This window comes from Streptomyces parvus (assembly GCF_032121415.1).
In the GTDB taxonomy this organism is placed as follows: domain Bacteria; phylum Actinomycetota; class Actinomycetes; order Streptomycetales; family Streptomycetaceae; genus Streptomyces; species Streptomyces globisporus_A.
Genome location: NZ_CP135079.1, coordinates 1,295,586 through 1,316,224 on the forward strand (window position 1 = coordinate 1,295,586; position 20,639 = coordinate 1,316,224).

At 73.1% G+C, this 20,639-nt stretch carries 20 protein-coding genes; 7 read left to right on the forward strand and 13 right to left on the reverse strand.

From position 1 onward, the window contains the following. Positions 1-23 precede the first annotated feature (23 nt). Positions 24-740 carry a DsbA family oxidoreductase gene (locus RNL97_RS06940; RefSeq protein WP_030586528.1) on the reverse strand — a complete coding sequence of 239 codons (717 nt, stop codon included), beginning with the start codon at positions 738-740 and terminating at the stop codon, positions 24-26. 146 nt (positions 741-886) lie between these two features. Here RNL97_RS06940 and RNL97_RS06945 point away from each other — a divergent pair, with 146 nt between their 5' ends. Beyond that, positions 887-1,270, forward strand: coding sequence for a VOC family protein (locus tag RNL97_RS06945; protein WP_030586531.1), 384 nt, complete (start codon positions 887-889; stop codon positions 1,268-1,270). 61 nt (positions 1,271-1,331) lie between these two features. Here RNL97_RS06945 and RNL97_RS06950 read toward each other — a convergent pair whose 3' ends face one another. Then, positions 1,332-1,943 carry a DUF1349 domain-containing protein gene (locus RNL97_RS06950; protein ID WP_030586533.1) on the reverse strand — a complete coding sequence of 204 codons (612 nt, stop codon included), beginning with the start codon at positions 1,941-1,943 and terminating at the stop codon, positions 1,332-1,334. Then, complete coding sequence (locus RNL97_RS06955; RefSeq protein WP_243313698.1) at positions 1,940-3,463, reverse strand: aldehyde dehydrogenase (NADP(+)); 1,524 nt, start codon at positions 3,461-3,463, stop codon at positions 1,940-1,942. Before RNL97_RS06955 ends, RNL97_RS06950 begins: the two co-directional genes overlap by 4 nt. A gap of 248 nt (positions 3,464-3,711) precedes the next feature. Here RNL97_RS06955 and RNL97_RS06960 point away from each other — a divergent pair, with 248 nt between their 5' ends. Both RNL97_RS06960 and RNL97_RS06965 read left to right on the forward strand, forming a co-directional pair. Beyond that, the gene (locus tag RNL97_RS06960) at positions 3,712-4,482 is read left to right on the forward strand and encodes an IclR family transcriptional regulator (protein ID WP_006123634.1); all 771 of its coding nucleotides are present in this window, start codon (positions 3,712-3,714) and stop codon (positions 4,480-4,482) included. Between the two features lie 215 nt (positions 4,483-4,697). After that, entirely contained in the window at positions 4,698-6,149 is a 1,452-nt protein-coding gene (locus RNL97_RS06965) for a peptidoglycan D,D-transpeptidase FtsI family protein (RefSeq protein ID WP_030586539.1), read from the forward strand. A gap of 79 nt (positions 6,150-6,228) precedes the next feature. On the opposite strand, the gene RNL97_RS06970 is transcribed toward RNL97_RS06965, so the two are convergent. From RNL97_RS06970 to RNL97_RS33060, 6 genes are all read right to left on the reverse strand, one after another. Next, positions 6,229-7,389, reverse strand: coding sequence for an LLM class flavin-dependent oxidoreductase (locus RNL97_RS06970; protein ID WP_030586543.1), 1,161 nt, complete (start codon positions 7,387-7,389; stop codon positions 6,229-6,231). Positions 7,390-7,415: 26 nt separating this feature from the next. After that, positions 7,416-8,588, reverse strand: coding sequence for an SfnB family sulfur acquisition oxidoreductase (locus RNL97_RS06975; protein WP_030586546.1), 1,173 nt, complete (start codon positions 8,586-8,588; stop codon positions 7,416-7,418). Between the two features lie 104 nt (positions 8,589-8,692). Further along, a complete protein-coding gene (gene ssuE, locus RNL97_RS06980) occupies positions 8,693-9,250 on the reverse strand; it encodes an NADPH-dependent FMN reductase (protein ID WP_030586549.1) in 558 nt (185 codons plus the stop codon). Positions 9,251-9,324: 74 nt separating this feature from the next. Continuing rightward, complete coding sequence (locus RNL97_RS06985) at positions 9,325-10,542, reverse strand: acyl-CoA dehydrogenase family protein (protein ID WP_030586552.1); 1,218 nt, start codon at positions 10,540-10,542, stop codon at positions 9,325-9,327. After that, positions 10,539-11,690, reverse strand: coding sequence for a dimethylsulfone monooxygenase SfnG (sfnG, locus tag RNL97_RS06990; protein WP_030586555.1), 1,152 nt, complete (start codon positions 11,688-11,690; stop codon positions 10,539-10,541). The genes RNL97_RS06985 and sfnG overlap by 4 nt, the downstream gene beginning before the upstream one ends. Before the next feature lie 200 nt (positions 11,691-11,890). Next, positions 11,891-12,196 carry a putative leader peptide gene (locus RNL97_RS33060; protein WP_374115112.1) on the reverse strand — a complete coding sequence of 102 codons (306 nt, stop codon included), beginning with the start codon at positions 12,194-12,196 and terminating at the stop codon, positions 11,891-11,893. On the opposite strand from RNL97_RS33060, the gene RNL97_RS06995 reads away from it, so the two are divergent. Both RNL97_RS06995 and RNL97_RS07000 read left to right on the forward strand, forming a co-directional pair. Then, positions 12,119-13,030 carry a LysR family transcriptional regulator gene (locus RNL97_RS06995; protein ID WP_030586558.1) on the forward strand — a complete coding sequence of 304 codons (912 nt, stop codon included), beginning with the start codon at positions 12,119-12,121 and terminating at the stop codon, positions 13,028-13,030. The two genes, RNL97_RS33060 and RNL97_RS06995, sit on opposite strands and share 78 nt — an antisense overlap. A gap of 91 nt (positions 13,031-13,121) precedes the next feature. Next, positions 13,122-14,420: an MFS transporter gene (locus RNL97_RS07000; RefSeq protein WP_032765962.1), complete on the forward strand. Its 1,299-nt coding sequence runs from the start codon at positions 13,122-13,124 to the stop codon at positions 14,418-14,420. Between the two features lie 149 nt (positions 14,421-14,569). On the opposite strand, the gene RNL97_RS07005 is transcribed toward RNL97_RS07000, so the two are convergent. Then, on the reverse strand, positions 14,570-15,745 hold the full coding sequence (locus RNL97_RS07005) for a hypothetical protein (RefSeq protein ID WP_030586565.1): 1,176 nt from the start codon (positions 15,743-15,745) through the stop codon (positions 14,570-14,572). After that, positions 15,742-16,749: a 5-dehydro-4-deoxyglucarate dehydratase gene (locus RNL97_RS07010; RefSeq protein WP_243313702.1), complete on the reverse strand. Its 1,008-nt coding sequence runs from the start codon at positions 16,747-16,749 to the stop codon at positions 15,742-15,744. Before RNL97_RS07010 ends, RNL97_RS07005 begins: the two co-directional genes overlap by 4 nt. A 288-nt stretch (positions 16,750-17,037) precedes the next feature. Between RNL97_RS07010 and RNL97_RS07015 the strand changes: the two genes are divergently transcribed. Further along, positions 17,038-17,259, forward strand: coding sequence for a hypothetical protein (locus RNL97_RS07015; RefSeq protein ID WP_010070345.1), 222 nt, complete (start codon positions 17,038-17,040; stop codon positions 17,257-17,259). A gap of 107 nt (positions 17,260-17,366) precedes the next feature. Continuing rightward, the gene (locus tag RNL97_RS07020; protein ID WP_032765966.1) at positions 17,367-18,599 is read left to right on the forward strand and encodes a TerD family protein; all 1,233 of its coding nucleotides are present in this window, start codon (positions 17,367-17,369) and stop codon (positions 18,597-18,599) included. Between the two features lie 63 nt (positions 18,600-18,662). Here RNL97_RS07020 and RNL97_RS07025 read toward each other — a convergent pair whose 3' ends face one another. Further along, positions 18,663-18,893, reverse strand: coding sequence for a hypothetical protein (locus RNL97_RS07025; protein WP_003969918.1), 231 nt, complete (start codon positions 18,891-18,893; stop codon positions 18,663-18,665). 239 nt (positions 18,894-19,132) lie between these two features. Further along, entirely contained in the window at positions 19,133-20,605 is a 1,473-nt protein-coding gene (locus RNL97_RS07030) for a hypothetical protein (protein WP_243313705.1), read from the reverse strand. Between the last annotated feature and the right edge of the window lie 34 nt (positions 20,606-20,639).

Here is a 20,639-nt window from a genome sequence, read left to right on the forward strand (position 1 = left end):
CGACAGAAGCTCGGCGCTGCCGCTCAGTTCCGCGGAACCTCGCAGGCACCGTCGGCGTCGCAGGCCGCCGCGTCCCCGCCCACGGTGGTGAGAGCGGTGGCGGGGCGGTCCTTCCAGGCCTGCTCCAGCGCCTGGACGAAGACCTCGGAGGGCTGGCCGCCGGAGATTCCGTACCGCCGGTCGAGGACGAAGAACGGCACGGCGTTGGCGCCCAGTTCGGCCGCCTCGCGCTCGTCGGTCCGGACGTCGTCCGCGTACGCCTCGGGGTCGGCGAGCACCGCGCGGGCCTCGTCGGCGTCGAGTCCGGCCTCCTCGGCGAGGGCGGCCAGCACCTCGTCGTCGAAGACGGAGCGCTCCTCGGCGAAGTTCGCCCGGTAGGCGAGGGTCAGCAGCTCCTCCTGGCGGCCGCGGGCCTTGGCCAGGTGCAGCAGCCGGTGGATGTCGAAGGTGTTGCCGTGGTCGCGGCCCTCGGTGCGGTAGCCGAGCCCCTCGGACTGCGCGTTGGCGGCGACGTTGGCCTCCATCGCGGCGGCTTCCTCGCGGCTGCGGCCGTACTTCTCGGCCAGCATGTCGATCACGAGCGCGGTGTCGCCCTTGGCCCGGGAGGGGTCGAGCTCGAAGGACCGGTGCACCACCTCGACCTCGTCCCGGTGGGCGAACTCCGCGAGGCCCTTCTCGAAGCGGGCCTTGCCGATGTAGCACCACGGGCAGGCGATGTCGCTCCAGATCTCGACGCGCATGACTCTTCTTCTCTCCAAGGCTCACGGGGGGCGTGCGGAGAGGCCCTCCGTACGTCACGTCTCCCTGCGAACACCGGACCTGACCTGGCGATTCCCGCGCCGCGGCCCGCTGGCGCCCGGAGCGGAAATCGGGAAAGCTCGCGCGCATGGTCTCAGTGGTGCAGAACGTGGCGATCGACTGTGTGAACGCGTATGAGCTGGCGCGGTTCTGGAGCGAGGTGACCGGCCGTCCGCTCCATCCCGAGGACGAACCGGGCATGCCGGAGACGCAGGTGATGACGGCGGAGGGCCCGGTGCTCTATTTCCACCAGGTCCCCGAGGCCAAGAAGGGCAAGAACCGGCTCCACCTGTGTCTGCGCCCGAAGACCTCGCGCGAGGAGGAGGTGGAGCGGCTGCTGGCCCTCGGCGCGACCCTCGTCGCCGACCTCCGGAACCCGGACGGCTCCGGCTGGGCGGTGCTCGCCGACCCCGAGGGCAACGAGTTCTGCGTTCTGCGCGGCGAGTCCGACCGGGCCGCGACGGTTTCCTGACGCGCGGACGCGCGCCCTGAACCCGTGATGTGCGCCCCGGCCCTCCCCCTCCTCTCTGGCCTCACCGCCCGTCGCGCAGGTTCGCCACTCCCCCGGGCAGGAAGGCGATCCGGTCGAAGACCGCGCCGCAGCCCTCCCCCGTGGGCGACTGGACGAGGAAGCCGACGCGGGCGGCCGCCCGCTCCTCGGGCGTACCGAGGGTGAAGACGCGGACGAAGGTCCAGCTGTCGCCGTCGGCGGAGGCGTGGAAGGCGTAGGCGCTGCCGGTGCGGCTCAGCCGGAGCCAGCAGACGCCCTCCTCCACCACGGAGGCGTTGGCGTCGTCGGAGTGGCCCCGGGTGACGACGGTGCAGACGGTCGGGAGGTCGGCGGAGTGCTCCAGGCAGAGCTTGGCCCACTCCCGGTCCGCGACCTGGAGGAACAGCGCCCCCGCGTCACCGGCCGACACCAGCCCCGGGCGGACCCGGGCCACCAGCCGGAAGTCCCCGTCGCCCACCGCGCCGAGCAGGCGCGGCGCGTCGGAGACCGGGTCGAGGCCGTCCCCGGACGGGGGGACGAAGAGGTCCTGGCCGGGGCCGGCTCGGCCGGTCAGGACGCCGTCCGCGTGGGTCCAGCGCCCGTCGGGCCCCGCCGGCTCCAGGGCGAAGGGGATGCGGTCCAGGTGCAGGCTCACGCGCGGCGTCCGTCCACCCGGCGGGGCAGGCCCAGCGGGTTGTCCTCGCGCAGCTCCGGGGGGAGGAGCGTCCCGGGGGTGGACTGGTAGGTGACCGGGCGCAGCCAGCGCTCGATCGCCGCCGCGCCGACCGAGGTGGAGGTGGACGTGGTCGCCGGGTAGGGACCGCCGTGGTGCTGGGCGGGGGCGACGGCGACGCCGGTCGGCCAGCCGTTGACGAGGATGCGCCCGGCGAGCGGGGTGAGGGCGGCGAGCAGCGGGCCCGCGTCGGGGTCCCGGCCCTCGTCGGTGGCGGTCTGGAGCGTGGCGGTGAGGTTCCCCGGCAGCCGGTCGAGGACGGCGGTGATCTCGTCCACGGAGGCGTACCGGGCGATCACGGTGACCGGGCCGAAGCACTCCTCCAGCAGCGCGTCGTGCGGCCCCTCGGCGGTGAGCCGGGCGGCGGGCACGGTGAGGAATCCGGCGGAGACGGTGTGCTCGCCGGCCGCGCCGGGGGTGACCGGGGCGTCGACGTCGGGCAGCGCGGCCCGCTCCCGTACGCCGGTGACGAAGGCGTCCCGCATGCGGTGGTCCAGCAGGACGCCGGAGCCGGTCGAGCTGACCGTCTCGGTGAGGGTCTTGAGGAGCTGGTCGCCCGCCGCGCCCTCGGGGACGAGGACGAAACCGGGCTTGGTGCAGAACTGGCCGACGCCGAGCGTCATCGAGCCGCCGAGCCCCGCGCCGATCTCCCCGGCGCGCTCGGTGGCGGCGGCCGCAGTGACGACGACCGGGTTGAGGGAGCCGAGTTCCCCGTGGAAGGGGATGGGGGCGGGGCGGGCGGCCGCCGCGTCGAACAGGGCGCGTCCGCCGCGGACCGAGCCGGTGAAGCCCGCGGCGCTCACCAGCGGGTGGCGGATCAGCTCGACGCCCGCGTCGAAGCCGTGCACCACGGTCAGGACGTCCTCGGGCAGCCCGGTGCGGGCGGCGGCGCGGCGCAGGACCGAGGCGCAGAGTTCGGAGGTCGCCGGGTGGTCGGGGTGCGCCTTGACGACGACCGGGCAGCCGGCCGCGAGCGCGCTGGCGGTGTCGCCGCCGGGGACGGAGAAGGCGAGCGGGAAGTTGCTGGCCGCGTAGACGGCGACGACCCCGAGCGGGATCTTGTAGCGGCGCAGGTCGGGCCGGGGCGGGGTCCGGGAGGCGTCCGGGTGGTCGATGTGGACGTCGAGGTAGGCGCCCTCGTCGACGACCTCCGCGAAGGCTCTGAACTGGGCCGCGGTACGGGCGAGTTCGCCGGTGAGCCGGGCCGGCCCGAGGGCGGTCTCCGCGTCGGCGGCCTCGATGATGTGCTCGCCGGACTCCTCCAGCAGCTCTGCCGCCGCCCGCAGGAACGCGGCGCGCGCCACCCGGTCGGCGAGGGCGCCCCGCACGGCGTGGGCCGACCGGACCGCGCGGTCGATCTCCTCGGCGGTGGCCTCCACGGCAACCTGCTCGCGTGGGTTCCCGGTTCGGGGGTCGACACTCCAGACTGGTACTGCGCTCACCGTGATTCCCTTCCGTCGCGCGACCGGTCCCCGGCCGGCCCCGATCGCCGTGCGACCGACGCCCGGTCGGCGCCCCGGCCGACTTCGGCCGCACATCAGCAAGTGTTCGGTATTCTGAACAGAGTTCCTGATCGTGAATGTGCTGAGACTCTATTTCCGGGCGTTCCGAGTTGGCAATCGTGTGGCGGCTTTTCGGACGGCGACGCGGACGAGAAGTCGATGAGCTGGAGAAGAAGGGGGCGTGGGCGATGTCGGTCGCCGAGTCCGGTGGGGCACAGGTCAAGTCCGCGGTACGGACCGTGGAGCTCCTCGAATACTTCGCGGGGCGGCCCGGCATGCACTCGCTGGCCGCCGTCCAGGAGGCGGTCGGCTACCCCAAGTCCAGCCTCTACATGCTGCTGCGCACCCTGGTGGAACTGGGCTGGGTCGAGACGGACGCGACGGGCACCCGGTACGGGATCGGTGTCCGCGCCCTGCTGGTCGGCACCTCGTACATCGACGGCGACGAGGTCGTGGCCGCCGCGCGGCCGACGCTGGACCGGCTGTCCGACGACACCACGGAGACCATCCACCTGGCCCGCCTCGACGGGACGAACGTGGTCTACCTCGCGACCCGGCAGTCCCAGCACTATCTGCGCCCCTTCACCCGGGTCGGCCGCCGGCTGCCCGCGCACTCCACCTCGCTGGGCAAGGCCCTGCTGGCCACCCACAGCGACGAGCAGGTCCGCAAGATGCTGCCCGAGACGCTGCCCGCGCTGACCGAACACACCATCACGGACCGCGAGAAGCTCATCGAGGAGCTGCGGCTGGTCCGCGAGCAGGGGTACGCGGTGGACCGCGAGGAGAACACCCTCGGCCTGCGCTGCTTCGGTGTGGCGATCCCCTACCGGACGCCCGCCCGGGACGCGATCAGCTGCTCGGTGCCGGTCGCCCGGCTCACCCCGGGCCACGAACAGATGGTGAAGGACGCCCTGTTCGACGCCCGGGACCGGCTCTCCCTCGCGACGCGGCGGCTCTGATGACCGGGGGTTCGCCCGGGCCCGGGGCGAGGAGACCGACGAGGTGCCGGTGACGCTCCGCGGGTAGCGCCTTCGACCCGCGGGGCCTCCCGCTCGGGCGGAGCCGCTCGGCGCCGCGCGCCGGTGGGAGGACAGCTCGCGCGCCGGGTGAGAAAACGGTGAGAAGCGGCACGATCGGGAACGGCCGGAACGAGCCCGCTCGTCCCTCCAGCGGGATGAACAAGACAATCAGGCGCGCTTCGGTCTTCTGCCTGCTCATGGTGCTCGCCCTGCTGGTGCGGGCCACCTGGGTGCAGGGCTACGAGGCCAAGGCGCTCGCAGACGACGAGCACAACCGGCGGAACACCATCGCGCAGTACGCGCAGCCGCTCGGGGACATCATCGTGGCCGGTTCGCCGGTCACCGGATCGAAGGGGACCAGTGGTGGCGACCTCCGGTACCAGCGCACGTACACCCAGGGCGAGCTGTACGCGGCCGTCACCGGCTACAGCTCGCAGGCGTACGGGGCGACCCAGCTCGAAGGCATCCACAGCGACGTCCTGGACGGCACGGACGACCGGCTGAAGAACCCGAAGGACCTGATCACCGGCGGGCAGGCGAAGCCCGGCAACGTCCTCACCACGATCGATCCGGGTGTCCAGAGGGCGGCGTACGAGGCGCTCGGCGACGACAAGGGCGCGGCGGTGGCGATCGACCCGAAGACCGGCCGGATCCTCGGCGTGGTCTCGACCCCCTCGTACGACCCCTCGAAGATCAGCGGGACGACGGACGGCGACGCCTGGCAGAAGCTGCTGGAGGACCCGGACAAGCCGCTGGTGAACCGGGCGCTGCGGCAGCCGCTGGCGCCCGGCTCCACGTTCAAGCTGGTGGTGGCCGCGGCCGCGCTGGAGAACCGGCTCTACGGCTCGGTCGACGAGCGCACCGACAGCCCCGACCCGTACACCCTGCCCGGCACCAGCACGGTCCTGCGCAACGAGAACGCCTCCGCCCCCTGCGAGAACGCGACCCTGCGCACCGCGCTCCAGTACTCCTGCAACAACGTCTTCGCGAAGGCGGCTGCGGACCTCGGCCAGGACAAGGTCAAGGAGATGGCGGACGCGTTCGGGTTCGGCACCGAGAAGCTGGACGTCCCGGTGCGGGCGGCGGAGAGCGTGTATCCGACCGGGATGGACAAGGCGCAGACTGCGCTGACGGGGATCGGCCAGTTCGAGGTCACCGCGACCCCGCTCCAGATGGCGATGGTCACCTCGGCGCTGGCCAACGGCGGTGAGCTCGCCGCGCCGCACATGGTCTCGTCCGTGACCGACGGGGACGGCAGCGTGCTGGAGGAGACCGAGGACGGCGACACGAAGCGCGTGGTGGAGGAGGAGACCGCCGAGCAGCTCCGCAGCGCGATGGTGACCGTGGTCGAGGAGGGCACCGGCGCCAACGCCCGGATCGCCGGGGCCGAGGTCGGCGGGAAGACGGGCACGGCGCAGAACGGCGTGGACAACAGCAACACCCCGTACGCCTGGTTCACCTCCTACGCGAAGGACGACAGCAGCGGCAAGGAGGTCGCGGTCGCGGTGATCGTCGAGGACTCCGGCTCGGCACGCTCCGAGGTCAGCGGCAACGGGCTGGCCGCACCGATCGCCCAGAAGATGATGAAGGCGGCGCTGGAGCGGTGAACGAGCCCCCGGAACCTACGATCCCGGCCGGCGCCCAGGCCGCGTCGGCGGGGGTCGCGCGGACGGTGGTGTACGACGGTCAGCGCCCCGCCGCCCCCGCGGCGAACGGGATGTCCGCGCCGCCGCCCGCGCGCACCGGGCCCCCGGGGTGCGCCCAGAGGCCCGCCGCGGCCAGCCGGGGCAGCACGCCCTCGCCGAACCAGTACGCCTCCTCCAGGTGCGGGTACCCGGAGAGCACGAACTCGTCGATGCCCAGGGCGTGGTACTCCCGGATGCGGTCCGCCACCTCCGTATGGCTGCCGACCAATGCCGTGCCCGCGCCGCCCCGGACCAGCCCGATGCCGGCCCACAGGTTCGGGTGGATCTCCAGACCGTCCCGGCCGCCCCCGTGCAGCTCCAGCATCCGCCGTTGCCCCTCGGACTCGCTGCGGGCGAGGCCCTCCTGGACCGCCCGCACGGTGGCCGGGTCGAAGCCCGCGAGCAGCCGGTCCGCCTCCGCCCAGGCCGCCTCGGAGGTGTCGCGGGTGATCACATGGAGCCGGATGCCGAACCGTACGGTACGGCCCTGCTCGGCGGCGAGGGACCGGATCCGGGCGATCTTCTCCGCGACCTGGGCGGGCGGCTCGCCCCAGGTGAGGTAGACGTCCGCGCGGCGGGCGGCGACGCGTGCGGCGGCCGGGGAGGAGCCGCCGAAGTAGACCTCCGGCACGGGGTCGGGGAGCTGGGCGAGCCGGGCCTGCTCGACGTGCAGGTGCTCGCCCCGGAGGTCGACGGTCTTGCCGTCCCACAGCTGCCGGACGATCTCCAGGAATTCTCCGGTGCGCGCGTAACGGGCGTCCTTGTCGAGGAAGTCCCCGTAGGCGCGCTGCTCATGGCTCTCGCCGCCGGTGACGACGTTCAGCAGCAGCCGGCCGCCGGTCTGCCGCTGAAAGGTGGAGGCCATCTGCGCGGCGAGGGTCGGCGAGACGAAGCCGGGGCGGAAGGCGACGAGGAACTTCAGCCGTTCCGTGTGCTGGCCGACCATCGCGGTGGTCAGCCAGGCGTCCTCGCACCAGGCCCCGGTCGGGGTGAGCGCCCCGGTGAAGCCCAGGTCCTCGGCGGCCCGGGCGATCTGGGCGAGGTAGCGGACCGTCGGCGGGCGGTCGCCGCCGGCCGCCGTGACCGGGGTGCCGTGGCCGCCGCCGACGACATGGCGGCTGTCGCCGTTGGTGGGCAGGAACCAGTGGAAGGTCAGGGACATCTGTTCTCTCCGCGGGGGACGGGGGTTCAGAGCAGGCCGTGGCGGGGCGGGCGGGCGCCGTTCAGGACGTACCGCCCGAGGTGCTGGATCTTCCAGCGCGCCGGGTCGTGCAAGGTGTGGGTACGGGCGTCGCGCCAGTGCCGGTGCAGGTTGAGGCCGTCGAGGGCGGCGCGCGTCCCGGACACCTCGAACAGCGCGTCGGCGATCTCCAGCGCCGTGCTCCCCGAGTACGCCTTCGCCGCCGCGACCGCGATCGACGCCTCGGCGGCGCTGTCGTCGTCAAGGGCGGCGCGTGCGGTGTCCACGGCACGCGCGGCAGTGGCGAGCAGGGCGTCGGCGGCCCGGTGGCGCAGGGCCAGTTCGCCGAAGCGCTGGACGAGGAGGGGGTCCTCGGCAGCGGTCTCGTACCCGCTCTCGAACCAGGGCCGGCTCCGCGTCGTCACGAAACCGACCGCCTCGGCCAGCGCGCCCGCCGCGATCCCCGCGTCGATGGCGGCGTGCAGCAACTGGGCCAGCGCACCGTGGAGTTGGGGTCCGGTGAAGGTGAGATGGTGCGGGACGACATGAGCCGCGGGAACCACGACGTCCGCCAGTTCGACCGTGCCGCTCGCCGTGGTCCGCTGGCCCATGCCGTCCCAGTCGTCGGTGACGGTGAGGCCGGGCGCGTCGGCGGGGACGTACGCGACATGGAGCAGCTCGTCGTCGGCGCGGGCGAGGACGGGGATCCAGTCGGCGAAGAGGGCCCCTGTGGAGTAGTTCTTCACCCCGGTCAGGCGGTACGAGCCGTCGCCCGCGGCCACCAGCCGGGTGCGGATGTCCTGGAGGTGCTTGGTCCCGGCCTCGGACTGGGCGTTGCCGAAGCGCCTGCCGGCCAGCACCTCCGCGAAGAAGAACGCCCGTTGCTCCGGACTGCCCTGCTGCCGCAGGACGTTGACGTACGCGAAGTGGCTCTGCGGGATCTGCGCCAGGCTCGCGTCGGCGGAGGCGAGCAGCCGGAAGACCTCGGCGAGGGTGACCGCGGAGACGTCGGCCCCGCCGTGCTCGGCCGGGACGGTGACGGCGAGGAGGCCGGTGGCGGTGAGCCGGTCGAGTTCGGCGCGGGGCAGTTCGCGGCGGGCGTCCCGCCCGGAGGCGCCCGGGCGGAACTCCTCGGCGAGTCCGGCGGCCGTGCGCAGCGCCTCGGCGTCGTCGCGGATCACCCGCGCGGTGAGGGGTGGTCGTCGTCGGGTGGGCGCGGTCACGGGCCTGCCTCCAGAAGGTCCAGAAGGGCGGGAAGGGTGGCGGGAAGGAGTACGGGCAGGGGTCAGCGGGCGGCGGGAACGGGGGCGGTCCGGTGGTCCAGGGCCGCGGCGAACTGGGCGACCACCTGGTCGAGCGGGGCGGCGGAGGCCGGGTCCAGGACCACTCCCCCGTCGTCGCCGGCCGTGATGTGCCGGTCGAGGACGAACCAGCCCTGGACGATGTGGGCCGCGCCCATCGAGGAGAGCACCGGGCGCAGCGCGTAATCGAGTGCGAGGACATGGGCGGTGGTGCCGCCGGTCGCCAGCGGGAGGACGGTCTTGCCGGTCAGGGCGTACTGCGGCAGCAGGTCCAGCAGCGTCTTCAGCAGGCCGGAGTAGGCGGCCTTGTAGACAGGGGTGCCGATGACGATGCCGTCGGCGCGGGCGAACAGCTCGGTGGCGCGGACGATCTCGGGGTGCGCGAAGTCCGCGCCGAGCAGGGCGTCGGCGGGCAGGGTGCGGACGTCGAGCGGTATCACCTCGTGGCCCTGGGCGGCCAGGTCGGCGTCGAGGTGGCGGAGCAGACGGGCGGTGCGGGAGGTGGCGGAGGGGCTGCCGGAGACGGACAGGACGGTGGCCATGGGGACCTCGTTTGCTGGGCGGAGTGCGCCGGGGCCCGGGGCGGAATTCCCGCCGCCCCGGATCCGGCGGCGGGTCAGGAGTACCAGGTGGGTTCGGGGAGTTCGCCGGTCAGGACGTGCCGGCCGACCTCGCGCCGCTTGTAGGCGACCGGGTCGTGGAGGGTGTGGGTGCGGACGTTGCGCCAGAAGCGGTCGAGGCCCTCGGCGGAGGCGGTGGCGCGGGCGCCGGTGACCTCGAAGATGCGGCTGGTGACCTCCAGCGCGACCTCGGTGGCCCGGGCCTTGGCCGCTGCGACCCGTACCTCGAACGCGGCGCGGGACCGCTCGGTCACCTCGTCGGGCGCGTCGTGCAGCTTCTGCCCCTCGGCGGCGACCGCGTCGGCCAGGGCTTCCACGGCCCAGAGCTTGGCGGTGAGGTCGCCGTAGGTGTCGATGACGTACGGCTCGTCGACCGCCTTGTCGTACCCGCCGTGCAGCCAGGAGCGGGCCTTGGTGCGGGTGTAGGCGGCGGCGGTCTCCAGGGCTCCGGCGGCGATGCCCAGGTAGAAGCTGATGAACACCAGCTGGATCGTGGGCACGTTGAGGGTGTTGTAGACGCGGGGCCGGAACTCCTTGTCGACATAACCGGCGGCGGAGGCCCACGGGGTGCGGACGCCGTCGATGGTGACGCCGCCGCTCTCGGTGAGGCGCTGGCCGATGTTGTCCCAGTCGTCGTGGAAGACGAGCCCCGGGCTGTCGGAGGGCACGATGGCGAAGATGTGCTGGTCGGTGCCTTCCAGAACGCCTTCGAGGACGGTGACGTCGGAGACCTTGCTGCCGGTGGAGAAGGTCTTGGCGCCGGTGAAGACGAGGTCGTCGCCGTCCTCGGTGACCACCACGTCACTGTCGCGCGGGTTGACCGCACCGCCGAAGAACCAGGTGTGCCGGACCGCCTCGGCCTCGACGTGCTCCCACTGCTCGCGGGTGCCGACGAGGCGGGCCGCCCAGTTCCAGAGGTAGTGGTAGCCGAGGAGCTGGGCGATCGAGCCGTCGGCCTTGGCCACCTCGCGGATCACCCGGTAGGCGGTCGTCCAGTCCTGTCCCCCGCCGCCGTGCCCGGCCGGGCCGAGCAGGGTGACGAGTCCGGAGTCCTTGAGCAGCCGGATCTCGGTGTACGGGGTGGCGCCCGCCCTGTCGCGGGCGGCGGCGTCGGTGGCGAGGACGGCGGCGACCTCCGCCGCGCGCTCGATCCAGGCGGCGGGGCTGTCGGGGGACGGGAGGGTCTTCCACTGGGTGGGCGCTGCGGTGCTCATGACGAACCTTTCGGGGAGAGATCCGGGGAGAGGGGGGCGCGGTGGTCCTCCGGCCGGTGTTCTTCCAGCTCGCGGACGAGCGGCAGCACCTTCTTGCCGAAGTACTCGACCTCCTCGTGGTAGTGGAGGAAGCCGAGGAGCAGCAGATCCACGCCGAGGCGCTTGTAGGCGACGATGCGCTCGGCGATCTGTTCCGGGGTGCCGACCAGCCCCGTACGGAAACCGTCGTTGTACTGGACGAGGTCCTCGAAGGAGGAGTCCTGCCACATGCCCTTGCCGTCGGCGGTGGAGCTTCCGGCCTGCTTGACGGCCGAGCCGAAGCCGTGAACGGCCTCGGTGTCGGCCTTGGCGACGATCTCGCGCAGGGTGTCGCGGGCTTCCGCCTCGGTGTCGCGGGCGATGAGGAATCCGTTGAGGCCGAAGCGCGGCGGGGTGCGTCCGGCGCTCTCGGCAGCGGTCCGCACGTCCTGGATCTGCTCGGTGACGCCGTCGAAGTCCTTGCCGTTGGAGAAGTACCAGTCGGAGACGCGGCCGGCCATCTTCCGGGCGGCGGTGGAGTTGCCGCCCTGAAAGATCTCCGGGTGCGGGCGGTCCGGCGAGGCGATCGGCTTGGGCTTCAGGGAGAAGTCCCGGATGCGGTAGAAGTCTCCGGCGAGTTCGGTGCGGTCCTCGGTCCAGACGGCGCGCAGGGCCCGGATGAACTCCTCGGAGCGGCGGTAGCGCTCGTCGTGCTCCAGCCAGGGTTCGCCGAGCGCGGTGAACTCGTCCTTGAACCAGCCGCTGACCACGTTGACGGCGAAGCGTCCGTTGCTCAGGTGGTCGGCGGTGGCACCGAGTTTGGCGAGGACGCCGGGGTGCCAGAGGCCGGGGTGGACGGCGGCGATGACCTTCAGCCGCTGGGTGGCGAGCAGCAGGGCGAGGCTGAAGGAGGTGGACTCGTGCTGGTACTCGGCGCCGTAGCTGGCCATGTAGCGGACCTGGCTGAGCGCGTAGTCGAACCCGTTGTTCTCGGCGAGGACGGCGAGTTCGCGGTTGTAGTCGTAGCCCCAGTCGGTGCGCTGCTCGATCGTGCTGGTGACGAGGCCACCGCTGACGTTGGGGACCCAGTACGCGAAGCGCACCGGGTCGGCGGAGGGCGGATGGGACATGAGGTTCTCCCGGAACAGGAAGGCGGGCCGGGCGCGGTGGCGGGCACGGCGAACCGGCCCCGGTGATCGAGAAACCCGATCAGGGGCGATGGGCGCGGCAAAGGAGTCGCGAGGGCGTGCACGGGCTCACACGGCCGGACGTGGGCGTACGTGTGGGGGCGCGGGGGCGCGAAGGAGGGGCCGGCCCCTTTGACCTCGCGTCAGCGGGAACAACAGAAGGCGCTGGAAACGCGGCCGAGGTCGATGTGGCGGCGACGGGTCAAGCGGCGCACATCCCTCTCCTTTCGCGTTCCGCGGCGGGCGCCCGGTGGCTCACGGGGCGCCTTCGGGTTCCAGAGTAGGGCGCGGGAACGCTCCAGGTCGAGAAGGCATCGACGAAGGAGCGATAGGGTTCCCCTTCCACCCGCCTCCGGAGATGAGGAAAGGCGATGCGGATCGAACAGCTGGAGTACATCGAGGCCGTCACCCGGCTGGGGTCCCTGCGCCGGGCGGCGGAGGAACTGCACCTGTCACAGCCCGCGTTGAGCGAGACCGTACGGAACCTGGAGCGCGAGCTCGGGGTGACCGTGCTGGACCGCAAACGGTCGGGGGCGACGATCAGCGACGCCGGGCGCGAGCTGCTGCCGCACATCATCGGCGTGCTGGACGCGGTCGACCGGCTGCGCAGGGCAGCCGACGAGCAGCACCGCACGAGCCGCACGGTCCGGCTCGGCACGGTCTTCGCGGCGACGGTCCCCCTGCTCGTACCGGCGATCCGGGAGTTCCACGCGCTGCACTCGGCCACCGAGGTGGAGGTGATCGCGGCCCAGCAGTCGGTGATCCACCGCTCCCTGCTGGAGGGCGGCGTCGACCTCGGCCTGGTGAACTACCTGGAGGGCGACGATCTGGCGCCCGACCTCCACACCACGGAGCTGCTCCGGGGCCGCCCGGTCGTCTGTCTGCGCCCGGACAGCCCGCTGGCGGCGTTGGAGTCGGTCGGGGTGGAGGACCTGCTGAGTGGCCCGCTGATCGTGATGCGCTCCGGCTATCTGATGCACCGCTTCACGCACCGGCTGCTGAAGGGCCGGGTGCCCTCGTTCTCGTACTCCGCCGACGGTGCGGAGATGGGCAAGCTCATGGTGGCGGAGGGACTGGGCGCCACCGTGCTGCCGGACTACAGCGTCATCGGGGACCCGTTGGAACGCACCGGCGCGATCACCTGCCGCCCTCTGAAGGACGACACGACCACGGTGCTCCTGGTGGTGCAGCGCAGCCGTTCGGGCTCGGTCTCCCGGGCCGCGCGCGATCTGCACCGGATCTTCGTGGAGCGCGCGGAGGCGCACCGTACGGGGGACGCCTAAGACATCCGCCCGATGCCGCCGGGCCGCCTTACTCCCCACCATGAGCCGCACACAGCGCAGATGCGGAACGTGGAGTGGAGAGGACGGCGGCATGGGCGGCGGTTCGGTGGTGGTGAGGGTCCTGCGGGACCGGGCGGCGGGGCGCTGTCTGGCAGGGGTGGTCGTCTCCGGGTTCGGTACGTCGGCGATGTGGCTCACGGCGGGGATCTGGGTCAAGTCGCTGACGGGGTCGAACAGTCTGGCGGCGCTGACGGTGGGCGCGATGTGGGCCCCGGTGCTGGCCGGGCCTGCGCTCGGCGCGCTCGCGGACCGGATGGACCGAAAGGTGGTGCTGGTCCGGGGCAATCTGGTGATGGCCTGTCTGCTGGTCCCGCTGGTGCTGGTGGACTCGGGCCGCACCGTCTGGCTGCTCTTCGCGGTGCTGGTGCTCCACGGGGCGAGCGGCGTCGTGCTCGACGCGGCGGAGTCGGCGCTCGTCGCGGGGACCGTGCCCGCCTCGCTGCTGGCGGATTTCAACGGGCTGCGGATGACGGCCAACGAGGGCATGAAGCTGGTCGCCCCGCTGGCGGGCGCGGGGCTGTACGTCCGGTTCGGCGGCCCGGCCGTGGCGCTGCTGGCGGCGGCGACCTGCGCCCTGGCCGCCCTCGTCTTCACCCGGCTGCCGGTGCGGGAGAAGCCCCGGGCGCCGGGGCCGGCGGCGTCCCCAGCGGGTTCCTGGCGCGATGAACTCGCCGCCGGCCTGCGGCGGATCCGCGCCTCGGCCGTGCTGCGCCCGCTGGTGACGGCGGGGGCGGCGACGATGTTCCTGGCGGGAGTGAACGGGGCCGTGACCTTCGCGTACGTCGACGAGGTGCTCGGCAGGGCCCCGGCGTACGCGGGGGTGCTGTACGCGGTGCAGGGCGCGGGTTCGGTGGCAGTGGGGCTGCTGGCGGGCCCGCTGCTGCGCCGCCTGCCCGAGCGGCTGTTCGCGGCGGGCGGGATCGCGTTGTTCGCGCTGGGGCTCGGGGCGCGGACGGTGTCGCCGGACGCGGTGGCGCTGGGGGCGAGTGCGGCGATCGGGTTCGGCCTGCCGTGCGTGCTGATCGCGGCGATGACGGCGGTGCAGCGGGAGACGCCGGACGCGGTGCTGGGGCGTACGGCGGCGACGGCGGGCTCACTGATGACGGCACCCAACGCGGTGGCCCTGGCCCTGGGGGCGGGGCTCGTCGCGGTGGTGGACGTGAGGGTGCTGACGGCGTCGGCCGGGGCCGCGGGGGTGCTGACCGCGGCGGCCCTGGCGGCGGGTGCGCGAAGCCGACGCGGGGGTCCCGGCTCCCCGGCCCGCGCACCCGGGGTACCGGCACAGGCACCCCCCGAGCCGGGGTCCGACGCCGCATCACCCCGGCCGTGAGGCGCGGGGGGCGGTTGTGCCGGTAGTGAGGCGCGGGAGCCGTTCCCCGGGGCGTGAGCGGGGAGCGGTCACCGCACCGGGAGGCGCGGGAGCCGGTCGTGCCGGCCGTAAGGCGGGGAGGGGTCACCCGGCCGTGCGGCGCGGGCCCGTCACCCCAGTCGTGAGAGGGCCGCCGCTACCGCCTCCAGGTCCGGGCCGGAGGCGAGTCCCGCGTGGTACAGGCGCAGTTGGTCCGCGCCGAGCGCGGCGGCGTGGGCCGCGTCGCGCGCCAGGGTGCCTGGGCTGCCGCCCATCCCGGTGACGACCCCGAAGTTGGCGGCGCGCACCCCGCCCCGCCCGGCGAACGGCCCGAGGACGGCCTCGCGTTGGGCGTCGGACCCGGTGCAGGGCAGCACCACGCCGTCGGCCACGGCGAGGATGCGGTCCGGTTCGACGCCGACGTTCGCCCCCGTGCGGTACGGGACGGGGTCGGCGTGCAGCAGCACCTGGAAGCCGGGCGGGGCCGCCGCCCGTACGGCTGTGACGGCCGCCTCCTGCACCGTACGGGCCACCCGGCCGCGCCGGCGGAGGGTGGCCTCCGCGTACGTCGGCCCGAGCAGCTTCGCGATGCCGTCGCGGCCGGACTCCGGGGAGCCGCCGCCGGACCAGGCCGGCTCCAGGGCCCGGCGTACGGCGGCGGACAGCGCCTCGGGGTCGGCACCCGCCTCCCCGTACCCCTCGCGGCACACCGCGCAGAAGCACAGGGACATCAGATACTGCGCCGCGTCGCCGAGGCCGACGCCCGCGACCTTGTCGTGGGCGTGGAGATGGGCGAAGCCGTACCAGCCGCAGGACTCCAGTTCGGTGCCGCGCGTGCCGGGCCGGGCGGCGGCCTCCGCCGCGAGGTCCACGAGGTAGGCGCGTACGTCGGGGCGGGCGATGCAGGGTGCCCAGGGGTAGCGGTCGCCGTAGGCGTTGACCACGGAGGTGTCCGGGTGTTCCGCACCGAGCCGGGAACTGTGCGCGAGGACCACCCAGCTGTGCACCTCCAGGCCGGCGGCGGCCAGCGCCTCGGCGGCCTCCCCGAACGGGTCGTCGCCGGGCGTCCAGCTCTGGCGGTACGGGGCGAGGGCCCGGCCCGCCCAGCGGTCCGGGTCCGGCGGGTAGAGGACGGCGGCGTGCTCGGCGGTCACGACGCGGTGGGCGGGGTGGCGGGGGGTCAGGGCCCGGGTGGAGTGGTAGGCGGAGGCCAGGGTGACCTGCTGGACGCCGAGGTCCGCGATCCGGCCGGGGGCGTCCGGGTCCCCGACGACGTCCCAGGGATAGAGGAAGGCACCCGCTTTCACGCCCGGCCTCCCGGCGTGCCGTGCCCCTCGGCACCGTGCCCCTCGGCACCGTGCCCCTTGGCGGCGTGCTCCTCCAGCAGGGTGCGCCCGCTCGCGATGATCTCGACGAGGTCCTTGACGTGGGCGGCGGACGGTTCGGTGAGCGGGGTGCGGACCTCGCCGACGTCCAGCCCCTGCAGCCGGACACCTGCCTTGACCAGGGAGACGGCATAGCCGCGGCCCTGGGCGCGCAGTTCGACGAGCGGCCGGTAGAAGTGGTCGAGCAGCGCGTCGGCCAGAGCGTCGTCGCCGGAGTCCAGGGCCCGGTGGAAGGCGAGCGCGATGTCCGGGGCGAACGCGAAGACGGCGGAGGAGTAGAGGGTGACGCCGATGCCCCGGTAGGCGAGGCCGGTCAGCTCGGCGGTGGGGAGCCCGTTGAAGTAGAGGAAGTCGCCGTCGGGCCGGTGGGTACGGACCGCGCTGACGATGCGCTGCATGAGGTCGAGGTCGCCGAGGCCGTCCTTGAGCCCGATGATGCCGGGTGTGCGGGCGAGGGCGACGACGGATTCCGGGGTGAAGACGGCGTTGTCCCGCTGGTAGACGATCGTCTCCAGGCCGGTGGCCGCCGCGAGGGCCGCGTAGTGGTTCAGCAGCCCCTCCTGGTCGGCGACGACGAGGTAGGGCGGCATGGCGAGGAGCCCGTCGGCTCCGGCCTCCTCGGCGGCCCGCGCGTACTGGACGGCGAGGGCCGTGCCGTAACCGGCCCCGGCGACGACCGGGATCCGTCCGGCCGCCTCCTCGACGGCGGCGGCGACCGCGAGGCGGAACTCCTCGATGGTCAGCGCGTGGAACTCGCCCGTGCCGCAGCAGGCGAAGACCGCGGCGGCTCCGGCGTCGATCCCGGCCCGCACATGAGCGCGGAAGACGTCGGGATCGACGGTGCCGTCCGGCCCGAACGCGGTCACGGGGAAGAAGAGCGGCCCGGCGACTTCACGGAGCCGGGCAGCAAGGGGGGCTGAGGTCACGGGCGCTCCCTGAGCAGATTCAGGCGTGCACAATGCTGATCGACGTCCATATTTATGAACAGCGTCACGCTAAGCCAGCCTCCGACGACAGGTCAAGGCTGACGCTGCGCCCGAACGACCTCTCGACGCACGCCACTTGCCCTCCCTCACCTGTCCACGCATGTGAATGTCGGCCGGCTTTACGCACAGCACCCGTCGCGTACGCACGCCCCGAGGAGACCCCCGGGAGCGGCGGGGACGACGGAAATCCGGGCGACGCGGGAGCGGGCGGGCAGGCAGGATACGGCCATGCCGAGACCTTCCGGATTCCAGTACGAACAGCAGGGCGACCAGAGCGTCACCATCACCCACCACGGCAGGCCCGCGGGCACACTGCGCGGCGGCCGGGCGGAGAAGTTCCTGGCCGAGGTGGTCTCGGGCGACGCCCAACTGGTGATGGCGCGCTGGACGGGCGCGTACAAGCACGGCAACGAGCGCACGGCCCGCAACCACCCGCGAAACCGCCGCTGAGGTGCTTCCGGGCCCCTGCTGAGCCGCTGCGGGACGGCCGAGGAGCGTCTGGTGGACGGAGGCGAAGGTAAGGGAACGGCAAAGCGGGGTCGTTCGTTACCCCGTGCATGACCGCAATGACCCCCGGCTCGAACATTCCCCTCTCCGCCGCCCGCGTGGCGGTGGACGTCGCCGCTCCGGTGCGGCTCGACGTCTCGGGCCTGCTGCTCACCGCCGACGGCAAGGTGCGCTCCGACGACGACTTCATCTTCTACAACCAGCCCTCGGGCCCCGGTGTGACCTACCGCGCCGGCGGGGGCTCGGCGCCCGACGCGATCGTGGTGGACACCACCGCCGTGCCGCCGGGCATCGAGAAGATCGTCGTCACCGCGAGCCCGGACGCCGCGGGCCAGACCTTCCAGGGCATCGAGCCCACCGCCACCGTGCGCAACGCGGACGACGGCAGCGCGCTCGCCACCTTCACCCCGCCGCAGCTGGGCGCCGAGACGGCGCTCGTGGTCATCGAGATCTACCTGCGCAACGGCGCCTGGAAGGCCCGCGCGGTCGGCCAGGGGTACGCGAACGGGCTGGCCGGGATCGCCACGGACTTCGGCGTCTCGGTCGAGGAGCCCGCGGCCCCGGCGGCCCCTCCGGTTCCGGCGGCCCCCGCCCCGGTCGCCCCTCAGCCGCCCGCCCCGGTCGCCGCCCCCGTCGACCCGAGGATCGCGCCGCCCGCCCCGGCCGCCCCGCCCGCTCCCCCGACGGCGCCCGCCGCGGGCTCCGGCAAGATCAACCTGGACAAGGGCCGGGTCAACCTCCAGAAGAACCAGACCGTGTCCCTCGTCAAGGGCGGCGCACCGCTGCTCTCACGGGTCAGGATGGGCCTGGGCTGGGAGCCCGCGTTCCGCGGCAAGGACATCGACCTGGACGCGTCGGTGATCGCCTACGGCCCCAACCGCAACCACCTGGACAGCTGCTACTTCGGCAAGCTGACCATCCTGAACGGAGCGATCAAGCACTCCGGCGACAACCTCACCGGTGAGGGCGCCGGCGACGACGAGACCATCATCGTGGACCTGGGGCGGATCCCCGCCGAGGCGACGGGCCTGGTCTTCACGGTGAACTCGTTCACCGGACAGAAGTTCAACGAGGTCGCCAAGGCCTACTGCCGGCTGATCGACGACGCCTCGGGCGAGGAGCTGGTCCGCTTCGACCTCACCGGCGCCGAGCCGCAGACCGGGGTGATGATGGCCAAGCTCATCAAGCAGTTCACCGGCGAGTGGGAGATGACCGCGATGGGCGAGTTCGTGAAGTCGCGCACCGTGCGCGGCATGGTGAAGCCCGCCGCCAAGGCGCTTTAGACGCATTCGGGGCACCTGAACGGGTGCGGTTCAGGTGCCCCGGATCCGGAGAAGGTGGGTGATTCAGAGCTTGGTCAGCTTGGAGTAGGGGCTCAGGATCCTCCCCTGTCGCCCCGAGAAGTCGATGAGGACCGCGTCGTTGTCGCCCTCGACAGCAAGAATCCTGCCGAGGCCGAACTGGTCGTGCGACACCCTGTCGCCCACATCGAAGCATTCGACCGGTGGGGCCTCCTGGGCCGGGCGGTTGAAGGGACTGGACGGCAGGTGACGCCGGGAACCGGCTGACTGTTTCATCAAGTCGAGTATGCGCCCTGTGAAGGCCCGACGCCATGCCCGTCCGCCGCTCGACCCCCAGACGTACCGCATTCGTGACCCGCGCGGACCGGGGCCGGTCAGCGCTTTCCCGGGCCTCCAGGGGCAGAAACACACGGATCGGGGCACCGGAAAAGCACCCCGAACGTGTGGCGGTTCGACCGTCGGCATCCGCTTGGTCCGAGCAGATGCCTACGGAAGAACCTGCGCTCCGCTCTCCCTCAGCCCCCCGCGCGCGACCGGGCCTTGAACGCCGCCTTGCGGGCGTCCTTGGCGGCCTTCTTGTCGCTGTGCAGGCGGCCCATGGCCTCCAGCACATCGGCGGTGGCCGGGTGGTCGACGCGCCAGACCTCGTCGAAGAAGCCGCTGTGCTGGGCGGAGAGGCCCTCGATCAGGCCCTGGAGCTCGTCCAGCTCGCCGTCCGCGTCCAGGTGGGCGGCGATGGTGTCGATGGCCAGCCAGAAGATCATGTCCTCCGGCGGGGCGGGTACGTCGGCGGCGCCGCGCTCCGCGAGCCAGACGCGGGCGAGGCCGCCCAGTTCCTGGTCGCCGAGCACCGCGCGTACGGCGGGCTCCGCCTCGGGGCCTGCCAGGGCGAGCGCCTGCTGACAGTGGAGGCGGCGCAGGGGTGCGCCCTCGTCCGCGCCGCGCGCGGCGGCCAGCAGTTCGGCCGCCGCCGATACCGCGCCGTCGGCGTACCCGGCGAGCCAGAGCTCGACCTCGGCGCGGGCGGCGGACTCGGGGTAGTGGGCGATGCCGTCGAGGAGGGCGTCGGCGCCCTTGTCCGCGAGGTCGCCGACGGCGGGGGCGTCCACCCCGGCCTCCAGCATCCGGGCGCGGATGCCGTACAGGCCGAGGGGGGTGAGCTTGACCATGCCGTACCGGGTGACGTCGTCCTCGTCGCCCTCGACGGTGTCGACCGACGCCTCGCCCTCCTCGACCATCAGCGCCTCGTCGACCGGCCGGTACTCGACGATCCCGATGGGTTCGAGGAGCCGGAACTGGTCGTCGAGGCACATCATCGCCTCCGACACCTGCTCCAGGATGTCGTCGGTGGGCTCGCCCATGTCGTCGGGGACGATCATCGACGCGGCGAGGGCGGGCAGCGGGACCGGTCCTTCGCCCGCGCCCTTGTCCGCGAGGGTGAGCAGGTAGAGGTTGCCGAGGACGCCGTCGAGGAATTCCGCCTCGGCCTCCGGGTCCCAGTCCAGGGCGTCGAAGTCGATCGAACCGTCCTCGCCGACGAGGTCCGCGAAGTCGTCCAGGGCGGGTGCGGTGGCGTCGGCGTGCACGGCGTCCAGGCCGTCGAGCCAGATGGCCAGGACGTCCTGCGGGGAGCCGCCGGTGAGCAGGGCCAGGTTCTCGCCCGCGGAGACGGTGCCCTCGGCCTCCGCACCGTCGGCACCTTCCTCCTCGGGGTCCGTGACGTCGAGGAGGCCGGTGTCCACGGCGAGCCGCCAGGCCTCGCTGGCGTACGCGGCACCGTCGTCGTCGGCCGGGAGCCCGAGGTGCTCGGCGGCCGCGGGCAGTTGCGCCTCGACGAGTTCGCCGCCCGCGCCGACCCGGGTGTCGGGACCGGCCCACCGGGCGAGCTTGACGGCCCGGACGAACAGCGGAGCGGCGAGCGCGTCCCGTGCCAGTTCGGCCTCGGAGTTGAGCCGCACCGGCGGCAGGGAGGGGCGCTCTGCGGACATCGGGGGTTCTCCTCGGTGCGTGCTCGGGAGCATA

Coding starts and splice junctions, on each gene's coding strand:
- RNL97_RS06940 (WP_030586528.1), bottom strand. CDS start 740: ATGCGCGTCGAGATCTGGAGCGACATCGCCTGCCCGTGGTGCTACATC.
- RNL97_RS06945 (WP_030586531.1), top strand. CDS start 887: ATGGTCTCAGTGGTGCAGAACGTGGCGATCGACTGTGTGAACGCGTAT.
- RNL97_RS06960 (WP_006123634.1), top strand. CDS start 3,712: ATGTCGGTCGCCGAGTCCGGTGGGGCACAGGTCAAGTCCGCGGTACGG.
- RNL97_RS06965 (WP_030586539.1), top strand. CDS start 4,698: ATGAACAAGACAATCAGGCGCGCTTCGGTCTTCTGCCTGCTCATGGTG.
- RNL97_RS06970 (WP_030586543.1), bottom strand. CDS start 7,389: ATGTCCCTGACCTTCCACTGGTTCCTGCCCACCAACGGCGACAGCCGC.
- ssuE (WP_030586549.1), bottom strand. CDS start 9,250: ATGGCCACCGTCCTGTCCGTCTCCGGCAGCCCCTCCGCCACCTCCCGC.
- RNL97_RS06985 (WP_030586552.1), bottom strand. CDS start 10,542: ATGAGCACCGCAGCGCCCACCCAGTGGAAGACCCTCCCGTCCCCCGAC.
- sfnG (WP_030586555.1), bottom strand. CDS start 11,690: ATGTCCCATCCGCCCTCCGCCGACCCGGTGCGCTTCGCGTACTGGGTC.
- RNL97_RS06995 (WP_030586558.1), top strand. CDS start 12,119: ATGCGGATCGAACAGCTGGAGTACATCGAGGCCGTCACCCGGCTGGGG.
- RNL97_RS07000 (WP_032765962.1), top strand. CDS start 13,122: ATGGGCGGCGGTTCGGTGGTGGTGAGGGTCCTGCGGGACCGGGCGGCG.
- RNL97_RS07015 (WP_010070345.1), top strand. CDS start 17,038: ATGCCGAGACCTTCCGGATTCCAGTACGAACAGCAGGGCGACCAGAGC.
- RNL97_RS07020 (WP_032765966.1), top strand. CDS start 17,367: ATGACCGCAATGACCCCCGGCTCGAACATTCCCCTCTCCGCCGCCCGC.
- RNL97_RS07025 (WP_003969918.1), bottom strand. CDS start 18,893: ATGAAACAGTCAGCCGGTTCCCGGCGTCACCTGCCGTCCAGTCCCTTC.
- RNL97_RS07030 (WP_243313705.1), bottom strand. CDS start 20,605: ATGTCCGCAGAGCGCCCCTCCCTGCCGCCGGTGCGGCTCAACTCCGAG.